Origin of the sequence: Pseudomonas sp. LAIL14HWK12:I10 (genome assembly GCF_900184205.1) — a bacterium.
GTDB classification, from domain to species: domain Bacteria; phylum Pseudomonadota; class Gammaproteobacteria; order Pseudomonadales; family Pseudomonadaceae; genus Aquipseudomonas; species Aquipseudomonas kermanshahensis.
The window spans coordinates 245,966-264,524 of the sequence record NZ_FXWU01000006.1; the positions used below are offsets into that span (position 1 = coordinate 245,966).

16 protein-coding genes and 1 pseudogene are annotated in these 18,559 nt (G+C 64.4%); 10 read left to right on the forward strand and 7 right to left on the reverse strand.

All coding sequences use genetic code 11. The features are described 5' to 3' along the window. Window positions 1-44 precede the first annotated feature (44 nt). The 5 genes and pseudogenes from QOS90_RS15735 to QOS90_RS15755 all read left to right on the forward strand — a co-directional run bounded on the left by QOS90_RS15735 (window position 45) and on the right by QOS90_RS15755 (window position 5,901). Window positions 45-821, forward strand: a complete 777-nt coding sequence (locus QOS90_RS15735; protein ID WP_085273261.1) for a ParA family protein — start codon at window positions 45-47, stop codon at window positions 819-821. An 81-nt stretch (window positions 822-902) separates the two neighbouring features. Next, window positions 903-1,310: a DUF2946 family protein gene (locus tag QOS90_RS15740; RefSeq protein ID WP_085273260.1), complete on the forward strand. Its 408-nt coding sequence runs from the start codon at window positions 903-905 to the stop codon at window positions 1,308-1,310. Window positions 1,311-1,376: 66 nt separating this feature from the next. Beyond that, window positions 1,377-3,527, forward strand: a pseudogene (locus QOS90_RS15745) (TonB-dependent receptor). 117 nt (window positions 3,528-3,644) lie between these two features. Continuing rightward, window positions 3,645-4,415 carry a hypothetical protein gene (locus QOS90_RS15750; RefSeq protein WP_027593847.1) on the forward strand — a complete coding sequence of 257 codons (771 nt, stop codon included), beginning with the start codon at window positions 3,645-3,647 and terminating at the stop codon, window positions 4,413-4,415. 148 nt (window positions 4,416-4,563) lie between these two features. Next, window positions 4,564-5,901: an MFS transporter gene (locus QOS90_RS15755; RefSeq protein WP_085273259.1), complete on the forward strand. Its 1,338-nt coding sequence runs from the start codon at window positions 4,564-4,566 to the stop codon at window positions 5,899-5,901. A 33-nt stretch (window positions 5,902-5,934) separates the two neighbouring features. On the opposite strand, the gene QOS90_RS15760 is transcribed toward QOS90_RS15755, so the two are convergent. From QOS90_RS15760 to QOS90_RS15770, 3 genes are all read right to left on the reverse strand, one after another. Continuing rightward, complete coding sequence (locus QOS90_RS15760; protein ID WP_085273258.1) at window positions 5,935-9,081, reverse strand: efflux RND transporter permease subunit; 3,147 nt, start codon at window positions 9,079-9,081, stop codon at window positions 5,935-5,937. Between the two features lie 16 nt (window positions 9,082-9,097). Next, entirely contained in the window at window positions 9,098-10,297 is a 1,200-nt protein-coding gene (locus QOS90_RS15765; protein WP_085273257.1) for an efflux RND transporter periplasmic adaptor subunit, read from the reverse strand. 158 nt (window positions 10,298-10,455) lie between these two features. Further along, window positions 10,456-11,691, reverse strand: a complete 1,236-nt coding sequence (locus tag QOS90_RS15770; RefSeq protein WP_256577399.1) for a TolC family protein — start codon at window positions 11,689-11,691, stop codon at window positions 10,456-10,458. A gap of 223 nt (window positions 11,692-11,914) precedes the next feature. Between QOS90_RS15770 and aroQ the strand changes: the two genes are divergently transcribed. Together aroQ and QOS90_RS15780 are read left to right on the forward strand one after the other, a co-directional pair. Further along, on the forward strand, window positions 11,915-12,364 hold the full coding sequence (gene aroQ, locus QOS90_RS15775; protein WP_085273356.1) for a type II 3-dehydroquinate dehydratase: 450 nt from the start codon (window positions 11,915-11,917) through the stop codon (window positions 12,362-12,364). After that, complete coding sequence (locus QOS90_RS15780; RefSeq protein WP_085273256.1) at window positions 12,361-13,209, forward strand: shikimate dehydrogenase; 849 nt, start codon at window positions 12,361-12,363, stop codon at window positions 13,207-13,209. Before aroQ ends, QOS90_RS15780 begins: the two co-directional genes overlap by 4 nt. A gap of 54 nt (window positions 13,210-13,263) precedes the next feature. On the opposite strand, the gene QOS90_RS15785 is transcribed toward QOS90_RS15780, so the two are convergent. Next, window positions 13,264-13,779 (reverse strand): thioredoxin family protein, encoded by a 516-nt coding sequence (locus QOS90_RS15785; RefSeq protein ID WP_085273255.1) that lies wholly within the window; start codon window positions 13,777-13,779, stop codon window positions 13,264-13,266. Window positions 13,780-13,789: 10 nt separating this feature from the next. Next, window positions 13,790-14,065, reverse strand: coding sequence for a DUF2790 domain-containing protein (locus tag QOS90_RS15790; RefSeq protein WP_027593855.1), 276 nt, complete (start codon window positions 14,063-14,065; stop codon window positions 13,790-13,792). A 219-nt stretch (window positions 14,066-14,284) separates the two neighbouring features. On the opposite strand from QOS90_RS15790, the gene QOS90_RS15795 reads away from it, so the two are divergent. The 3 genes from QOS90_RS15795 (at window position 14,285) to QOS90_RS15805 (ending at window position 16,950) form a co-directional block, all read left to right on the forward strand. Beyond that, window positions 14,285-15,025, forward strand: coding sequence for a response regulator (locus QOS90_RS15795; RefSeq protein WP_027593856.1), 741 nt, complete (start codon window positions 14,285-14,287; stop codon window positions 15,023-15,025). Further along, window positions 15,022-16,308, forward strand: coding sequence for a sensor histidine kinase (locus QOS90_RS15800; protein WP_085273254.1), 1,287 nt, complete (start codon window positions 15,022-15,024; stop codon window positions 16,306-16,308). Before QOS90_RS15795 ends, QOS90_RS15800 begins: the two co-directional genes overlap by 4 nt. A gap of 147 nt (window positions 16,309-16,455) precedes the next feature. Then, window positions 16,456-16,950 carry an HvfX family Cu-binding RiPP maturation protein gene (locus QOS90_RS15805; RefSeq protein ID WP_027593858.1) on the forward strand — a complete coding sequence of 165 codons (495 nt, stop codon included), beginning with the start codon at window positions 16,456-16,458 and terminating at the stop codon, window positions 16,948-16,950. A gap of 53 nt (window positions 16,951-17,003) precedes the next feature. Here the strand turns inward: QOS90_RS15805 and QOS90_RS15810 are convergent, their stop codons facing one another. Together QOS90_RS15810 and QOS90_RS15815 are read right to left on the reverse strand one after the other, a co-directional pair. Then, on the reverse strand, window positions 17,004-17,699 hold the full coding sequence (locus QOS90_RS15810) for an HvfC family RiPP maturation protein (protein WP_027593859.1): 696 nt from the start codon (window positions 17,697-17,699) through the stop codon (window positions 17,004-17,006). After that, window positions 17,680-18,516 (reverse strand): HvfB family MNIO-type RiPP peptide maturase, encoded by an 837-nt coding sequence (locus QOS90_RS15815; protein ID WP_027593860.1) that lies wholly within the window; start codon window positions 18,514-18,516, stop codon window positions 17,680-17,682. Before QOS90_RS15815 ends, QOS90_RS15810 begins: the two co-directional genes overlap by 20 nt. Window positions 18,517-18,559: the final 43 nt, after the last annotated feature.

Below are 18,559 nucleotides of genomic sequence, written 5' to 3' on the forward strand. Positions count from 1 at the left end.
TTGACCCCAACCTGACATTTTCACTCTTCATGGATGAGCGTCTCATGCGTCGTGTGGTTTTCAATCAGAAAGGTGGCGTCGGCAAGTCGAGCATCGCCTGCAACCTGGCTGCCGCCAGTGCCGCTGAAGGCTATCGGACCTTGCTCGTCGACCTCGACCCACAGGCCAATGCCACCTACTATCTGACCGGCCTGGTCAATGACGCCATCCCCTCGGGCATTGCCGACTTCTTCCGCCAGACCTTGTCATCCGTCACCGCGCACGGCAAAAAGCCCCGTGTGGCGATTACCGAAACCCGCTACAGCAACCTGCACCTGATCACCGCCAGCCCCGACCTCAGCGACCTGCAAAGCAAGCTGGAGAGCAAGTTCAAGATCAACAAGCTGCGCAAGCTGCTGGTGGAATTGGCCGAAGACTACGAGCGGATCTACATCGACACGCCGCCGGCCCTGAACTTCTACACCTTCAGCGCCCTGGTGGCCGCCGAACGCCTGTTGATCCCGTTCGACTGCGACAGCTTCTCGCGCCATGCGCTGCACAGCGTCATGGCCGAAGTGGAGGAGCTGCGCCAGGACCACAACCCAGCGCTGCAGGTGGAGGGCGTGGTCGTCAACCAGTTCGCCGGGCGCACGGCACTGCACCAGACACTGGTCGATCAGTTGCGCGGTGAAGGGGTTCCGGTGCTGCCGGTGTACCTGAGCAGCTCGATCAAGATGCGCGAATCACACCAGGCGTCGGTGCCGCTGGTGCACATGGCACCGCGGCACAAGCTGGCGTTGGAGTTTGCCGACCTGCTGGACGTGCTGGAGCGCGCGGCCTGAGCCAAGCGAGGTGCTTTGCACCCCAGCATTTTGCGTCACCAGGGCTACCCGATCACGCATTCGGGTGATAGATTCGCCGCCATGAAAACCACCCGGCAGACCCGCACGCTGACCGCCTGGACGCTTTATGCCAGCGTCCTGTTCAGCCTATTGCTGTGCGGCCTGCATCACGGCCAGATGAGTGGCCTGCGCCTGGCGGGCCTCGAGGGTGGTTTCTGTTCGATCAGCAGTGACCACGGCCCGGCCATCAACCTGGACAACGCCGGTGGCGACCAGCACATGGCTCAGCTCGACTGCCCCGTGTGCTCCTCGTTCGGCCTGGCAGTGCCGCTTGCCCACACCGGCTGGGCGTTCCTGCCGCCTCAGTCCGGGGCCACCTCGCCCATTGTCGTGCGCAGCTGGGCACAACCGCCGCCGCGCTACTTGCGCCCTGCCCTCAACCCCCGCGCCTCCCCCGCCGCGCTTCCCGCAGCCCTTCTGTTCGCCTGACCTCAAGCGGGTGCGCCTGTGCGCGCTCGCGGTCAGCCATGACTTTTGCGTGGAAGACACGACAACATGATCCGCAAGACCTCCCTGGTGCTCCTCATGGGCACTTGCACCTTCGCCTGGGCCGACACTGCCCCGGTTGAACTCAACGCCACCACCATCGATGGCGAACGCGACGCCCCCTCCGGTGTGCAACTGGACGAGCCGATCCAAACCGGTTCGCGCCTGGGCCTCACCGCACGGGAAACCCCGGCGTCGGTCAGTGTCTCGGACCGCCCCCTGATCGAGGCGCACGGCGCCAAGGACAGCCAGGACGTGATCAACGCCATGACCGGCGTCAACGCCTCGGCCAACCCCGGTTATGGCGGCTTCATCGCCTACCGGGGCTTCACCCAGAACCAGGTCACCCAGCTCTACAACGGCATCAACCTGGGCTACAGCAGTGCCACACGGCCAGTGGATGCCTGGGTACTCGACCGGGTCGAACTGATCGGCGGGCCGTCCTCTTTCCTGCATGGCGCAGGCGCCGTGGGCGGCTCGATCAACTACATCACCAAGCTTGCCAGCCGCGATCAGCAGATCATCGACGGCCGCCTGCGCTACGGCAGTTTCGACGACTCAGAAGTGGCCTTCGGCATCAATCAGGCGCTGGCCAGCAACCCCGCCGACGCCCGCCACTTCATGCGCCTGGACTTCAGCCGGGGCCAGGGCAACGGCTACATCGACCGTAACCAGCGCAACACCGACAGCCTCGCGTTTTCGGTACTCAGCGACCTGGCGCCCAACCTCACCCACACCCTGGCGCTGGAGTACCAGGAAGACCGCGAAGACAGCCCGTACTGGGGTTCGCCGATCCTGCCGGGCCGCAGCACGATGAAGATCGACAAAAGCCGCCGCTTCGAAAACTACAACGTCGCGGACGGCCGCTACGAGCAGCGGGTACGCTGGCTGCGTTCGATCCTTGACTACCAGCTCAGCGACAGCACCAGCGTGCAGAACACGCTGTACCACTACAACGCCCAGCGCGACTACCGCAACGTTGAACGCTACAGCTACACCGCCAATGGCAATGTGCAGCGCAGCAGCCCCTACCTGCAAAGCCACGACCAGAATCTGTTGGGCGACCGCATCGAGTTACGCCATGACAACACCCTGTTCGGCTTCGCCAGCCAATGGTCGCTAGGGCTGGAATACTCGCGCATGCGCCAGACCCTTTACCCGACGTCGAGCAGCTGGAGCGACGTCGTCGACCCCGACCATTTCGACCCTGGCAGTTTCGACGACATCCCCGGGGTGAATGCCGGCCTGACCAAGCAGCGTCGTCACGAAGTCACCAACCGCGCGGTGTTTGCCGAAAACCGCCTGTAACTGACCGATCGCCTGGCCTTGCTGACGGCCCTGCGCTATGACTACCTCGACATGCAAGTGACCAACTACGGAACGGTCTCGCCCACCTCGCCGGCGTTTTTCGAGCGCCGCTGGGAGCCGCTTTCCGGGCGCATCGGCCTGACCTACGCGCTGACGCCCAGTGCCAGTGTGTACGCGCAGTACAGCAGCTCGGCCGATCTGCCAGCCGGTTCACTGGCGGCGGCGACCTACTCCAACGTCGGCCTGTTCGACCTGTCCAAGGGCGAGCAATGGGTGGTCGGCAGCAAGTTCGACTTCCTCGACGGCCGCGGCGCGGCCACGCTGGCGCTGTACCAGATCGTGCGCAAAGACTTTGCCGTGCGTGATTCCAACGATGCCAACCAGACGGTGCAGGCCGGGCAGCAGACCTCGCGCGGCGTCGAGCTGTCCGGGCGGCTGCAGGTCACGCCGAAACTGCTGGCCGAGGCCAACTACGCCTACGTCGACGCGCAGTACGACACGTTCAACGAAGCGGTCAACGGGGTATCGGTGTCACGCAAGGGCAATACACCGGTCAACGTACCGGCCAGCGTCGCTAACCTGTGGTTGACCTACAGCTTCACGTCCGCGTGGTCGGCGGGGGTCGATGGGCGCTACGTGGGCTCGGTGTATGCCGACAATGCCAACACCCTCAAGGCACCGGCCTACACGCTGTTCGGTGCCTTCGCCCGCTACCGGCTGGATGAGCACACCACAGTGACCGGGCGAGTGCGCAACCTGACCGACGAGGTGTATGCCAAGCAGGCCTACAGCTCCCAGTACTACATGGGAGCTCCGCGCACCTTCGAGGTGGCGCTGGACATGCGCTTCTGATCGAACAGCGCTGCCACGGGGGTTATCCCGTGGCAGCGCTGCCAGTGATAAGCTGCCACGTTCATGACCCGCCGGCTCACGAAGACACCCGGCTACCGTTTCAGCAAGGAAGTTCACGTGTTCAAAACTCTGCCCCCCGCGCTCCTGAGCGCGGCTCTGATTGCCCTGGCTGGCTGCCAAGCGTCCGCGTCCACGGACACTCAGGCAGCCGCCGATGCGCAGGCGTTCAAAACCTTCACTGTCGAGATGCAGCGCGCCTTGGAGCGCAGCATTGCCCTGGCCCCAACCGGCGAGCAGCTGGGCGCCGTCACCCTGCAGGTCACCTTCGACCGGCACAGCGCCCCAGTCGCCTGCAAGGCCAGCAAGGCCCCGTTCAAATACGGCGCGCTGCTGCCCGCCGACGTCATGCCCTCCGACCATCAGGCGTTGGCCAACCTGGTCGAGGCACTGTGCTGGAAGACCATTTACCCGGTCGTGCCTGCGTCGCTGTTCGGCGGCGAGGCAACGCTCGACGTACGCGCACCGATCATCGTTCAGCTGCCTGCGTCTATCCAGGCCCCCGGCAGTGCGCGCCAACGCGCCAACGCCCAGCGCGAGTACTTCTGGCAACAGCTGCTGCGCGATCAGCCGGTCACCAGCATCGGCAAGGCGACGGTGTTCTACCAGGCCAATGCCCAAGGCAAGGTCGAGGGTTGCCTGGTGCAGCTTTCCCCAACCCGCCTGCGTGAAGCGGCCTTCCGCCTGGACGGCAACCTGCAGGCGCAGCTCAACAGCCGTTGCATGAAGCTCGACCTGAGCACGATGCCGGGCTTCAGCACCAATGAGCAAGGCACAGCCGAAGGCTACAGCGAACTCGACTACGCCCCGTGGAAGGTTGGCCGGCAGTAGCCTGCCTGGTTGAAACAGGCATCCCAGTGTCGCCCTCGACGAAGCCCCCGCAGGCGCTCACCGATCTACTGGCAAGCACAACAATGATGACGCGGCCCGACCGCGTCACGTTCATTCAGGCTGCCAATGGAAACCGGAGAGCTCCCACATGTCCGCACCTCATGAGGTATCCCCCGCCACCCTGCGCCGGGTGATCGCCGCCTCTGCCATCGGCAACTTCGTCGAGTGGTTTGACTTTGCCGTCTATGGCTTTCTCGCCACCCTGATTGCCAGCCAGTTCTTCGCCAGTGAAGATGCCAGCGTGGCTTTGCTCAAGACCTTCGCCGTGTTTGCCGTGGCATTTGCCCTGCGCCCGCTCGGCGGTATCGTGTTCGGCGCACTGGGTGACCGCCTGGGGCGCAAGCGCATCCTGTCGCTGACCATCTTGCTGATGGCCGGCTCCACCACCTTGATCGGCTTGCTGCCGACCTATGCCAGCATTGGCCTGGCGGCCCCTGTGCTGTTGACCCTGGCCCGTTGCCTGCAAGGCTTCTCGGCGGGTGGCGAGTACGCCGGTGCCTGCGCCTACCTGATGGAGCATGCGCCCAACGACAAGCGCGCGTTCTACGGCAGCTTCGTGCCGGTCTCGACCTTTTCTGCCTTTGCCTGCGCGGCGGTGATCGCCTACGGCCTGGAAGCGAACCTGACGGCCGAGGCGATGAACGCCTGGGGCTGGCGCGTGCCTTTCCTGATCGCCGCCCCGTTGGGCCTGGTTGGCCTGTACTTGCGCTGGCGCATGGAAGAAACCCCGGCGTTCCGCGAAGCCGTGGCCCAGGGCAAAGAACACGAGCACTCGCCGCTCAAGGAGACCCTGCGCAACCATGGCCGGGCCATCCGCAACCTAGGGGCGTTCATCTCGCTGACGGCGCTGTCGTTCTATATGTTCACCACCTACTTTGCCACCTACCTGCAACTGGTCGGCAACCTCACCCGTGCGCAATCGCTGCTGGTAACCACTGTGGCGTTGTTGTTCGCTGCCGTCGGCTGCCCGTTGGCCGGGGCGTTTTCTGACCGGGTGGGGCGGCGCAAGACCATTGGTTTCACCTGCCTGTGGGTGATGGTCTGTGTGTTCCCGGCGTACTGGCTGGCCAGTTCCGGCTCACTGTCCGGGGCGCTGCTGGGGGTGATTCTGCTGGCTGTGGGCGCGCTGTGCAGCGGCGTGGTGACTGCGGCATTGCTGTCGGAAAGCTTCCCCACACGGACCCGCTATACCGCGTCGGCGATTACCTACAACGTGGCCTATACGCTGTTCGGTGGCACTGCGCCGTTGGTGGCGACCTGGTTGATTGGGCAGACGGGTAGCAGCCTGGCACCGGCGTTTTACCTGGTGGTGATTGCGCTGGTGGCTTTGGTGGGAGGGTTGGCATTGCCGGAGACGTCGCGCATTTCGTTGCATGATGAGGCCGGCATAGAGAGCGTGCGGCCTGGGGTGCGGAGCAGCGTTTGAGATTTTTGGGGCTGCTTTGCAGCCCCGGCATTATCAGCCTTCCTCCCCCTCTTCGCGCCGATACGCCCATTGGTACAACGCCGGCAACACCAGCAACGTCAACGCCGTGGACGACAGGATCCCGCCAATCACCACGGTCGCCAGCGGCCGTTGCACTTCGGCCCCGGTGCCGGTAGCCAACGCCATCGGGATGAACCCCAGCGAGGCCACCAACGCGGTCATCAGCACCGGCCGCAAGCGCGTCAACGCGCCCTCCTCGACCGCCACCCGCAACGTACGCCCTTCCTCGCGCAGGCTGCGGATAAAGGCAATCATCACCAGGCCATTGAGTACCGCCACTCCCGACAAGGCGATGAAGCCCACCCCTGCGGAAATAGACAATGGAATATCCCGCAACCACAGCGCCAGTACCCCACCGGTCAAGGCAAACGGAATACCGGTGAACACCAGCAAGCCATCCTTGAGGTTGTTGAACATCATCAGCAGCAAGGCCAGCACCAACAGCAAGGCCACCGGCACTACCACCTGCAGACGCTCGGCGGCCGACTGCAACTGCTCGAACTGGCCGCCCCAGCGCGTCCAGTAACCGGGCGGTATCTGCACCTGTTCGATCAGGGCCTGCTCGGCCTGCTGCACGAACGAGCCAAGGTCGCGGCCACGCACGTTGGCACTGACCACCACCACGCGCTTGCCATCCTCACGGCTGACCTGGTTAGGCCCCAGTTGCAGGTTCAACGTCGCGACCTGCGACAGCGGGATGAAACCGATCTGGGCAGCGCCGGCTGCACTGCTCGCCGGTACCGGTATCAGCAGGCTGGAAAGCCCGTCGACATCGGTACGCACGGTCTCGGGCAGGCGCACCACCATGTCGAAACGTCGGTCGCCCTCATACAGCGTGCCTGCCGTGCGCCCCCCCACGGCAATGGCGATGGCGTCTTGCACATCGCCGACATTGAGGCCATGGCGGGCGGCCTTGTCGCGGTCGATATCAATGGTCAGCACCGGCAGGCCTGTGGTCTGCTCGACCTTGACCTCCGAGGCGCCCGGCACACGCTGCAGGCTGCTGGCGATTTGCGCAGCGGTCTGGTTGAGCACGTCCATGTCGTCCCCAAACACTTTGACGGCTACATCACTGCGCACACCCGAGATCAGTTCGTTGAAGCGCAACTGGATCGGTTGCGACAGCTCGTAATTGCTGCCCGGCACACTGGCCGCGGCGCGCTGCACTTCGGCAATCAGCGCCTCACGTGGCTTGCTCGGGTCAGCCCATTGCGCGGGCGGACGCAGCATCACGTAGGCGTCAGAGATGTTCGGCGGCATCGGGTCCGAGGCGATTTCGGCAGTGCCGGTGCGGGCGAACACGCGCTCCACTTCCGGCACCCGGGCAATGATCGCCCGCTCCAGGCGCTGCTGCATGTCTACCGACTGCGACAGGCTGGTGCCTGGCACGCGCAGCGCCTGCAGGGCAAAGTCACCCTCGCTGAGGCTGGGGATGAACTCGCTGCCCATGCGGCTGGCCATCACCCCGGACAACACCACCAGCGCTGCCGCCCCGGCGAACGCCAGCTTGCGCCGGCCCAACACCCAGCCCAGCACCGGCGCATAGCGCTTGCGCGCGGTGCGCATGACCAAGCCTTCTTCTTCCTTGACCTTGCCGGTCACGAACAGCGCCAGCGCCGCCGGCACGAAGGTCACTGAGAGGATCATGGCACCCAGCAGGGCGATCACGACGGTGAAGGCCATGGGGTGGAACATCTTGCCCTCGACCCCGGTCAGGGCAAAGATCGGCAGGTACACCACCATGATGATCAACTGCCCGTAGATCAGCGGGCGCCGTGCTTCACGGGCGGCGGCAAACACTTCATGGAAGCGCTCGGCGCGGGTCAGCATGCGGCCATGGCGTTGCTGGGCGTGAGCCAGGCGGCGAATGGCGTTCTCGACGATCACCACCGCGCCGTCGACAATGATGCCGAAGTCCAGCGCGCCGAGGCTCATGAGGTTGGCACTGACCTTGTTGCTGAACATGCCGGTGAAGGTAAACAGCATCGACAACGGGATGACCATGGCGGTAATGACCGCAGCGCGGATGTTGCCCAGGAACAGGAACAACACGGCGATGACCAGGATCGCGCCTTCGATCAGGTTTTTCTTCACCGTGGCGATGGCTTTTTCGACCAGGTTGGTACGGTCATACACCGTCACCGCGACCACGCCCTTGGGCAGGTTGCGGTTGATCTCGACCAGCTTGGCCGCCACCGCCTGGGACACCGTGCGGCTGTTCTCGCCGATCAGCATGAACACCGTGCCCAGCACCACCTCACGGCCATTTTCGGTCGCAGCCCCAGAGCGCAGCTCTTGGCCCAGGCCAACCTGGGCGACATGGCTGACGCGTATCGGAGTGCCGTCGACGCTGGCGATGACGATGTTGGCGATGTCCTCGGCGGAGTCCAACTGGCCCGGTGCGCGGATCAGCAACTGCTCGCCATTGCGCTCGATGTAGCCGGCGCCCACGTTGGCGTTGTTGCGCTCCAGTGCCGCGATCAAGTCATTGAGGGTGAGCTTGTAGGCCGCCAGGCGCTTGGGCTCCGGTGCGATCAAGTACTGCTTGGCATGGCCGCCAATGCTGTTGACCTCGGCCACCCCCGACACATTGCGCAGCTGCGGCTTGATGATCCAGTCCTGGATCACCCGCAGGTCGGTCTGGGTGTAGGGCGTACCGTCGTCCTTGAGCGCGCCCTCCTCGGCCTCGACGGTCCACAGGAAGATCTCGCCCAGCCCTGTGGAAATCGGCCCCATGCCCGCCTCGATGCCGTCGGGCAACTGTTCACGGGCCACCTGCAGGCGCTCGTTGACCAATTGACGGGCGAAGAACAGGTCGGTGCCGTCATCGAAGATCACCGTGACCTGGGACAAGCCCGAGCGGGACAGCGAACGGGTCTGCTTGAGGCCTGGCAGGCCGGCCATGGCCGTTTCGATGGCGAAGGTGATGCGCTGCTCGGTCTCCAATGGCGAGTAACCGGGCGCGGCGGTGTTGATCTGCACCTGGACGTTGGTGATGTCCGGCACGGCATCGATGGGCAGTTTCTGGTAACTGTGGATACCCACCGCAGCCATCAGCAGCACGGCAAGCATCACCACCAGGCGCTGCTCGATGGCGAATTGGATCAGGCGTTCGAACATGGCGTCGTCCCCGGTTTCAATGGCTGTGCTCAGCGGAGCCTTTGCCAAGCTCCGACTTGAGGACGAAGCTGCCGGCGGCAGCGACCTGAGTGCCTGCAGCCAGGCCGGCGACGACTTCTACCTGGCCGGCGTCGCGGCGCCCTGTCGTCACCGGGCGTGCTTCGAAGCCTTGCTCGGTACGCACGAACACCACGGTCTGCTCCTCCCAGGTCTGCAACGCGCTTTCCGGTACCACCACGGCGGCGGTCGACCGCTCGACGCTGACCGCAATGTTCACGAACAGCCCAGGGCGCCAGGCGCCGTTGGGGTTGGCCAAGGTGGCGCGCACGGTGGCGGCGCGGTTTTGTTCACCGAGCAGGCTGCCGACGTAATTGACCGTGCCCTCGACCTCGGCGCCCAGGTCCGGCGCACTGACCGTGACACTGCGCCCGGTGACGACACGGTTCAAGTCGCGGGGGGCGACGGCGAAGGTGGCCCAGACCCGGCTCAGGTCGGACAGAGTGAAGGCGTTGCTGGAGGCGTCGACCACCTCGCCCTCGCTCATGTGTTTTTCCACCACCACCGCATCGAAGGGTGCGCGCAACTCATAGCGGTTGCCGGCGCCGGCGGGGCCGACTGCCGCGACCTTTTGCCGAGCATTGGCCAGCGCGATCTCGGCCTCCTGCAACACTTGGCGAGCCTGCTGGAAGTCCTGTTCGGCGCTGATGCGTTCCTGCCACAGCTGCTGTTCGCGCTGGAAGGTCAGACGCGCCAGCTCCAGGCGGCGCTGGGCTGCCTGTTGTTCGCTGCGCAGGTCAGAAATCTGCTGGCTGGCGATCACTGCCAGCACCTGGCCGCGCTTTACCGCCTGCCCGAGGTCGGCCTGCACCGATTCGACCACACCCGGTACACGCGGCACGACATGCGCGGTGCGGTCTTCATCGAAACGGATTTCACCCGGGTAGCTGATGGCAGTGCCCAGCTCGCGGGGGCCGGCAGCTACCAACTGCACGCCAGCCGCCTCGATCTGGGCGCTGGACAGGTACAATTTGCCTTCCTCGTCGGCGTGGCCTTCTTCGGCCTGCTCATCATCGTGGCCGTGGCCGTCTTCGCCATGCGCGTCGTGCTGGGCTTCGCCGCTCGTGGCCTGGCCGAGGTTGCCGGTCCAGGCCAGGCCACCGAGGCCAAGCACGGCCAGAGCGACCGCCAGGAGGGCGATCTTGCGTGGGTTATTCATTGTTGCTCCTGCTGTTCGTGTTGTTGCTCAAGCCAATGGGTCCGCTGCGCGACCCATCGCCGGCAAGCCAGCTCCCACAGGGACGGCACCGTGCATCAACGTGGCGCTTCATTTGTGGGAGCTGGCTTGCCGGCGATGGCCGCGTAGCGGCCCCTGAATCACAAGCCGCCCTCAAGGTCGCCATACAGGCGCTCGACCTGAGCCCGCGCATCGGTCGCCGAGGCCAGGGCTTGCAGGTACAAGCCCCGCGCCTCGATCAGCGTGCGCTGGGCATCGAGCACATCGAGGAAGGCGAACTTGCCCATCTCGAAGCCGCGGGTGGCGGTGTCTACCGCTTGCTGCGCCGAGGGCAGGATGGTGCGGTCGTAGGCCTGCACTTCCTGCATGGCCGTGGCCCATTGGCTGAGGGCGCTGCGGGTTTCGCTGCGCAAGCGCAACTCAACGGCATTGCGCAGGTCACGGGCCTGGTCGGCACGTCGCGCAGCCACCAGCACGTTGCCTTGGTTACGGTCGAACAACGGCAGCGGCATAGACAGCCCGACCACGTTGACTCGCTCGCGGTCCTCGCGGCTGTATTGGCTGCCGAGGCTGACGGTGAGGTCGGGTATGCGCTGAGCCTTTTCAGACCCCAACGACGCTTCGCCGCGCTCAACCTGCGCCGCCGCCAAGCGCCACTCGGCGGTCTGTTCGACCCTGGCCAGCAAGGCCTCGACCGCAGGCGCGGCACCCGGCGACAAATCAGTGGCCAGCAGGCGGTCGAAGCGTGCCACCGGGCTGCCCGTCAACCGCGCCAAGGCCTGATAAGCCACACTGCGCTGTGAGGCGGCGCGGCGTACTTGCGCCTGCGCCTGGGCCAGTTGCACCTGGGCCCGCGTGGCCTCCACCGGCGAAGACTGGCCGGCCGTGACGCGCCCCTGCACCACCCGCAGCCCGCGCTCCGTCAGTGACTGGGACTGTTGCGCCAGCTCCAGCGCCGTTTGCGCACGCAGGGCCGCGTGGAAGGCCTGCACCACATCGGCGCGCAAGCCATTGCGCTGGCGTTCCAGGTCAAGCTGGGCGATAGTCTGGCCGGCACCGGCCACGGCGATGCGCGCTCCCCGCTTGCCGCCCAGCTCCAGTGGCTGGCTCAGGGTGACCGTGGTGGTGCGCGTCTCGCGGCGGGTGTCCTCGACTTCCCAGGACAGCTGCGGGTTAGGTATCAACCCCGCTTGGCGCCGCTCGCCTTCGGCAATGCCGATTTCACGGCCCGCGGCAGCGAGTTCCGGGTTTTGCGCAAAGGCAGCGCTAAGCGCTTCGGGCAGGCTCAGGCTGCCACTGGCCTGGGCACTGCCAGTGGCCGCCAGTAATAGGCAAAGCAAGGCGATCTTGCGGGGGATGGCACGGGTGCAGGGCACGAAACAGGTCCTCGTCGGCGAGCGTTGGCGAGGGACTGTAGGGCGGCGTGCTTATCGGGGCGGTGGCGTGAACATTACAATGCTGTAATCAGCGGGGGTCGGCATTGGCGCAAAACGTCCGGTTATCGCCCACTTTCCCGTCTAAGCCCGTTCACGCAATTGACGAAACTAACCAGGTGGTACAAAGATGAGCGCATCCAAAAACAACAAAGTGATGCCTTTCATGAAGCCCCTTATTCTTGTGCTGAACGGCCCTAACCTGAACATGCTGGGCACCCGCGAGCCCACTCAGTACGGCCATGAAACCCTTGCTGACCTGGCCCAAGGCTGCGCCGACAGCGCCCTTGCCAAAGGCCTGGAAATCGAATTCCGCCAGACCAACCACGAAGGCGAACTGATCTACTGGATCCATGCCGCCCGTGGCCGCTGTGCTGGCATCCTGATCAACCCGGGCGCCTGGACCCACACCTCCGTGGCCATCCGCGACGCCCTGGTGGCCAGTGAACTGCCCGTCATCGAGGTGCACCTGTCCAACGTGCACAAACGCGAGCCCTTCCGCCACCTGTCGTTCGTCTCGTCGATTGCCGTCGGCGTGATCTGCGGCCTGGGCAGCCATGGCTACCGCCTGGCCCTGAGCCACTTCGCGGAAATGTTCCAGGAGCAGACCGCATGAGCCAACAGGCTATCCTCGCCGGCCTCATCGGCCGCGGCATCCAGCTGTCGCGCACCCCTGCGCTGCATGAGCATGAAGGTGACGCGCAATCCCTGCGTTACCTGTATCGCCTGATCGATGCCGATCAATTGCAGCTAGACGACAGCGCCCTGCCCGGCCTGCTCGATGCCGCACAGCACACCGGGTTCACCGGGCTCAACATCACCTACCCGTTCAAACAGGCGATTCTGCCGCTGCTCGACGAGCTGTCGGATGAAGCCCGAGGGATCGGCGCGGTGAACACCGTGGTGCTCAAGGACGGCAAGCGGGTCGGCCACAATACTGACTGCCTGGGCTTCGCCGAAGGCCTGCGCCGCGGCCTGCCAGATGTGGCACGCCGGCAAGTGGTGCAAATGGGCGCTGGTGGCGCAGGCTCGGCCGTGGCCCATGCGCTGCTGGGCGAAGGGGTCGAACGGCTGGTCCTGTTCGAAGTCGACGCGGCGCGGGCACAAGCGCTGGTTGACAACCTCAACGGGCATTTCGGTGCCGGCCGTGCGGTGCTCGGCACTGACCTGCGCGCAGCATTGGCCGAGGCGGACGGGCTGGTCAACACCACGCCCGTGGGCATGGCCAAGCTGCCGGGGACGCCGCTGCCGGTGGAGCTGCTGCATGAAAGGTTGTGGGTGGCGGAGATCATCTACTTCCCGCTGGAAACCGAACTGCTGCGCGCCGCGCGGGCATTGGGTTGCCGCACGCTGGATGGCAGCAACATGGCCGTGTTCCAGGCGGTCAAGGCGTTCGAGCTGTTCAGTGGCCGCGAGGCCGATGCGGCGCGGATGCAGGCGCATTTTGCCAGTTTTAGCTGAGTCGGCACCGGCCCTTTCGCGGGCTTGCCCCGCGAAAGGGCCGGTGCAGGCGCATCAACCCTTTTCATCCAGCAAGGCCTTCAACACCTGTTCCTGCCCCGCATAATCCCCCTCGCCAAAATGCACGTGGCGCACTTGCCCTGTGCGGTCGACAAAATAATGCGCCGGCCAGAACTGGTTGCCCCAGGCATTCCACACCCGGTGATCGTTGTCCACCGCCACCGGGTACCCGATCCCCAGCGCAGCGACCTTGTCGCGCAAGGTCGCGACGTCATGCTCGTAGTCATACTCAGGCGTGTGTACGCCCACCACCACCAGCCCCTGGTCGGCGTAACGCCGTGCCCAGTCATTCACATGCGGCAGGCTGCGCTGGCAGTTGATGCAGTCCCAAGTCCAGAAGTCCACCAGCACCACCTTGCCTTTGAGCGCCGGCGCATCCAGTGGCGGCGAATTCAACCACTGGCTGGCCCCCGCCAGCGACGGCATGGCGCCGTAACTGTCGCGGGCCTCCAGATAGCCCGCCAGGCCCAGGCCTGTCAGGGCCAGCGCAATGCCGCCCACCTTTAACATCAGGCGGCGATCAATTCTCATGGCAACCGCCGGTGGCGTACGAGCGGTATTCCACACTCCGATGCTGACCTTTGGAATCGAGGTAGTCCATGCGGGTGTTGACCAGGCCGCAGGTGTTGCCCTGATCATCCTGCACCGACAGGACTTTGTTCACATCCAGATGATCACCGTAGCGGTACTGCATCACACTGGCATCGTTCATCGCGGTGGTGGCGGCCTGAGCGGCAATGGCGCCGAAACTGAACACGGCAAACAGGCTGACGCTGGCGAAGGCTTTGAGGTTCATGGCAACTCTCCTGTGTAACGCTTTAGGTGGGGAGGGTTACTCCCCGGTCGAGAGCCATTACACGGCTGCCAGGTATCCCGTATGTGTCACCCGAGCCTGTGATCTGCTTCCTCCTGTATCTCTGCCAACGGCAGATACACTGCAATACAAAACCCAGCAGGCAAGCGCGATGACGCTCGGTACACTGCGCCAACCCCACCCCATACAGGAACGCTGCGCATGGAACACGTCGATCACATCCTGATCGTCGACGACGACCGCGAGATCCGCGAACTGGTCGGCAACTACCTGAAGAAGAACGGCCTGCGGACCAGCATCGTTGCCGATGGCCGGCAGATGCGCGCCTTTCTCGAAGCCAACAGCGTCGACTTGATCGTCCTCGACATCATGATGCCTGGCGACGATGGCCTGTTGCTGTGCCGCGAACTGCGTGCCGGCAAACACCGCAACACGCCCGTGCTGATGCTGACTGCGCGCAACGACGAGACCGACCGCATCATCGGCCTGGAGATGGGTGCCGACGACTACCTGACCAAGCCGTTCTCCGCCCGCGAACTGCTGGCCCGCATCAATGCGGTGCTTCGCCGCACGCGCATGCTGCCGCCCAACCTGACCATCAGCGAAAGCAGCCGCCTGCTGGCCTTCGGCCAATGGCGCCTGGACACCACCGCACGCCACCTGCTCGACAGTGAAGACACCCTGGTGGCCCTGAGCGGCGCCGAGTACCGGCTGCTGCGGGTATTTCTCGACCACCCGCAGCGGGTGCTCAGCCGCGAACAACTGCTCAACCTCACCCAGGGCCGTGAGGCGGACATCTTCGACCGCTCCATCGACCTGCTGGTCAGCCGCCTGCGCCAGCGCCTGGGTGATGACGCCCGCGAACCCAGCTGCATCAAGACCGTGCGCAGCGAAGGCTACGTGTTCTCGCTGCCGGTGCAATTGCTCGAGTCGCCCTCATGAAATGGCCCCGCACCCTGGCCTCGCGCCTGGCATTGATCTTCTTCACAGGGCTGGTCCTGGCCTATGGGTTGTCGTTCGGCCTGCAAGCCTACGAGCGCTACATCAGCAGCCGCTCGATGATGCTCAGCAACCTGGAACAGGACGTTGCCACTTCGGTCGCCATCCTCGACCGCCTGCCCGCCGCCGAACGTGCCGCCTGGCTGCCGCGCCTGGAGCGGCGCACCTACCGCTACCACCTTGACCAGGGCCAGGATGGCCAGGCGATGCCGACCAGCGACCCGCCCATGGCCGCCGAGTCGATCGTCAAAGCCATTGGCGACGACTTTCGCCTGACCTTCCAGGAGATCCCCGGCCCCAATGCGCATTTTCAGGTGCACTTGAACCTGGCAGATGGCGCGCCCCTGACCATCGACGTCACCCCGACCCCCGTACCGATCGCCCGCTGGCTGCCGGTGGTTTTGCTGATCCAGCTGGCCGTGCTGTTGCTGTGCACCTGGCTGGCAGTGCGCCTGGCCATCGGCCCGCTTACCCGCCTGTCGCAGGCCGTGGACAACCTCGACCCGGACAAACCCGGTGTGCAACTGGACGAAAGCGGCCCGCGCGAGGTGAAGTACGCCGCCGTTGCCTTCAATGCCTTGCAGTCGCGCATCGCGGCCTACCTCAAGGAGCGCATGCAGTTGCTGGCGGCGATTTCCCACGACCTGCAAACCCCCATCACCCGCATGAAATTGCGGGTCGAAGTGATGGACGAGGGGGTCGAGAAAGACAAGCTGTGGCACGACCTGGATGCCATGGAGCATCTGGTACGCGAAGGTGTGGCCTATGCCCGCAGCATGGACATCAACACCGAAGCCCCATGCCGAATCAACCTGGATGCTTTCCTCGACAGCCTGGTGTTCGACTACCAGGACAGCGGCGCCCAGGTCGAACGCCACGGCAACGCCGACGGCCTGCTGGAAACCCGCCCGCATGCGCTGCGCAGGGTGTTGGTCAACCTGGTGGACAACGCCTTGAAGTTCGCGGGTAAAGCACAGCTGGAGGTCAGCCGTGAACCAGGATGCACCCGGATTCGGATACTCGACGACGGCCCGGGGATTCCGGAAGATGAGCTCAATGAAGTGCTCAAGCCTTTTTACCGGGTAGAAAGCTCGCGTAACCGCAGTACCGGAGGCACCGGCTTGGGGCTGGCGATCGCGCAGCAACTGACCCAGGCCCTGGGTGGGCGCTTGACCCTGAGCAATCGCCAAGGCGGCGGGTTGTGTGCACAGATCGAGCTGAAGTGAGTGCCACCGGCATGTCGCCTTACGCAACCGATTGCTACAGTCCGATACACACTGTCGCCTCCGCCGACACACTGTCGATACGCCACCGCTACACACTCCCGGCCACACATTGGCACGCCAGGAGTTAAACCGATGACACGTTCAAACATGACGGCATTTACCCACCCCTTCAGCCACATTGACCGGATCGGAAGCTGGAGCGCCGACGTGCCGCTGCGGCTGTTTCTGGCCTGGGAGTTTTTCGAGTCTGGTCTGGAAAAATACAACGGCACCAACTGGTTCGGCGACCTGCAGTCCAGCTTCCCCTTCCCGTTCAGTGCACTGCCCGCAGCGCTGAACTGGCAACTGTCGATGTGGGCCGAGCTGGTGCTGCCTTTACTGCTGTTGCTTGGCCTGGGCACACGGCTGGCCTCGGCCGGGCTCATGGTCATCACTGTGGTGGCCATTGCTGCGGTGCATTGGCCGTCACAGTGGTCGAGCCTGGCGGAGCTGGCGCAGGGTTATGCCATCACCGACCAGGGTTTCGGCAACTTCAAGTTGCCGCTGATCTACCTGGTGGCACTGCTGCCACTGCTGCTCAAGGGGGCCGGGCGCTTGAGCCTTGACCACTGGCTCAACGCGCGGTTCGCAGCCAGAGCATGACGCGTAAATAGCAACGGGCTCGGGGCCAGTCGGCGCCGAGCCCGTTTTTTGTCTCAGGCTGTACCGATGACAATGCCTTGCGCACGCAGGCTTTCCAGCAGTGCCAAGCCTTGCTCCTGATCCCCACCCAATGCGTGCAGACGCGCCAGCCCAGTACCCCTCACCTCTGTGAGCAAGCGGTAAGCCATGGGTGCCAGGCGAGCGAAGCGTACCTGCAGCCCGGCGTCGCGGTAGACCAGCAGCAAGGTGGGTTCAGGTGCCTCCTGCGGTTGATAATCCGGGCCGATACGGTCAACTGGCCAACGGTAGGCCAATACCCTGGCCGTGCACGACAGCAGCGGCTCCCCCTGCAGCAGGTCACCCTGTGGGTCATGAGCCGGGTCTTCAGCATCGCTGAGGTACAGCTGGGCCTCGATCCACTCGTAGTGGGCAAGCTCCAGTTGCCACGGGGCATCCAGTTCGATGCCCTGGAGGTAGTCGATGAACGCTTCGGCGATCTCGGTGAACAAGGGTGTCTGGCTGCGGTAGTTGGCATAAAAATCCCGCACGCGGGCATGCCAGCGCGGCTCGCCCAAGGTTTGCCGCAGCACCGGAAAGCTGCCGGCCAGCAGGCCTTCGATGGCGCCATAGAACAGTTCACGGTAAACCTTCAGCCGGCGTGCCTCGATGCCAGGCGGTGGGGCATGCCGCTGCGGATCTCGCAGATGCCGCGCCAGCGAGAACTGCTGTTCACGCAACAATTCGCTCATGCGACACCTCCCGCTGCACCGTGCGAATGCGGTCAGTCTCTTCGAGCAGCTCGGCCAAGGGCGGGTAGTTGAAGTCTCGCTCGAGCGTTGTCGGCTGTGCGCCAAAATGCTTGCAGGCCATCGAGAACAACGACCAGACATCCTCCTTCACGGGTGCGCCATGGGTATCCACCTTGAGGTCCGGGGCCTCGTCGTAATGACCCGCCACATGCATGGCGACGACGCGTGCCGGCGGCAGCCCCTGAAGGAAGGCCTGCGCATCGTAGCCATGGTTGCAGGCGTTGACGAACACATTGTTGACGTCCAGAAGCAGGTCGCAGTCGGCCTCGTCGAGCACGGCGCGAATGAAGTCCAGCTCGCTCATCGCCTGGTACGGGGCGGCGTAATAGCTGATGTTTTCCACGGCGATACGCCGCTGCAAGTGGTCCTGGGCCTGACGAATCCTGGCGGCGACGTGATGCACAGCTTCTTGCGTGAAGGGGATCGGCATCAGGTCGTAGAGGTGACCGTCATCGCTGCAATAGCTCAGGTGTTCGCTATACAGGCGTACCTGATGGCGATCGAGAAAGCGCCGGGTCTGGTCCAGCAAACCCCGGTCCAGCGGCAGGCTGCCGCCCAAGGACAAGGACAGCCCATGGCAGGCCAGCGCAAACCGTTCGGTCAATTGCGCCAGGCCTTTGCCATAGGCGCCTCCGACCCCAATCCAGTTTTCTGGCGCACACTCCAGAAAATCCACGGCACCGTCTTCCAGCGTAAGCAATTCAGCCATCAGGCCACGGCGCAGGCCAAGGCCGACAAGCAAGGGTGTGGTCGTCATCGATAAGTCTCCACAACACGCAAAACGCCCCGCCTGACCAGCA

Coding starts and splice junctions, on each gene's coding strand:
- QOS90_RS15785 (WP_085273255.1), bottom strand. CDS start 13,779: ATGTTAAAGGTGGGCGGCATTGCGCTGGCCCTGACAGGCCTGGGCCTG.
- QOS90_RS15815 (WP_027593860.1), bottom strand. CDS start 18,516: ATGACGACCACACCCTTGCTTGTCGGCCTTGGCCTGCGCCGTGGCCTG.
- QOS90_RS15805 (WP_027593858.1), top strand. CDS start 16,456: ATGACGGCATTTACCCACCCCTTCAGCCACATTGACCGGATCGGAAGC.
- QOS90_RS15790 (WP_027593855.1), bottom strand. CDS start 14,065: ATGAACCTCAAAGCCTTCGCCAGCGTCAGCCTGTTTGCCGTGTTCAGT.
- QOS90_RS15760 (WP_085273258.1), bottom strand. CDS start 9,081: ATGTTCGAACGCCTGATCCAATTCGCCATCGAGCAGCGCCTGGTGGTG.
- QOS90_RS15800 (WP_085273254.1), top strand. CDS start 15,022: ATGAAATGGCCCCGCACCCTGGCCTCGCGCCTGGCATTGATCTTCTTC.
- QOS90_RS15795 (WP_027593856.1), top strand. CDS start 14,285: ATGGAACACGTCGATCACATCCTGATCGTCGACGACGACCGCGAGATC.
- QOS90_RS15810 (WP_027593859.1), bottom strand. CDS start 17,699: ATGAGCGAATTGTTGCGTGAACAGCAGTTCTCGCTGGCGCGGCATCTG.
- aroQ (WP_085273356.1), top strand. CDS start 11,915: ATGAAGCCCCTTATTCTTGTGCTGAACGGCCCTAACCTGAACATGCTG.
- QOS90_RS15780 (WP_085273256.1), top strand. CDS start 12,361: ATGAGCCAACAGGCTATCCTCGCCGGCCTCATCGGCCGCGGCATCCAG.
- QOS90_RS15755 (WP_085273259.1), top strand. CDS start 4,564: ATGTCCGCACCTCATGAGGTATCCCCCGCCACCCTGCGCCGGGTGATC.
- QOS90_RS15735 (WP_085273261.1), top strand. CDS start 45: ATGCGTCGTGTGGTTTTCAATCAGAAAGGTGGCGTCGGCAAGTCGAGC.
- QOS90_RS15740 (WP_085273260.1), top strand. CDS start 903: ATGAAAACCACCCGGCAGACCCGCACGCTGACCGCCTGGACGCTTTAT.
- QOS90_RS15765 (WP_085273257.1), bottom strand. CDS start 10,297: ATGAATAACCCACGCAAGATCGCCCTCCTGGCGGTCGCTCTGGCCGTG.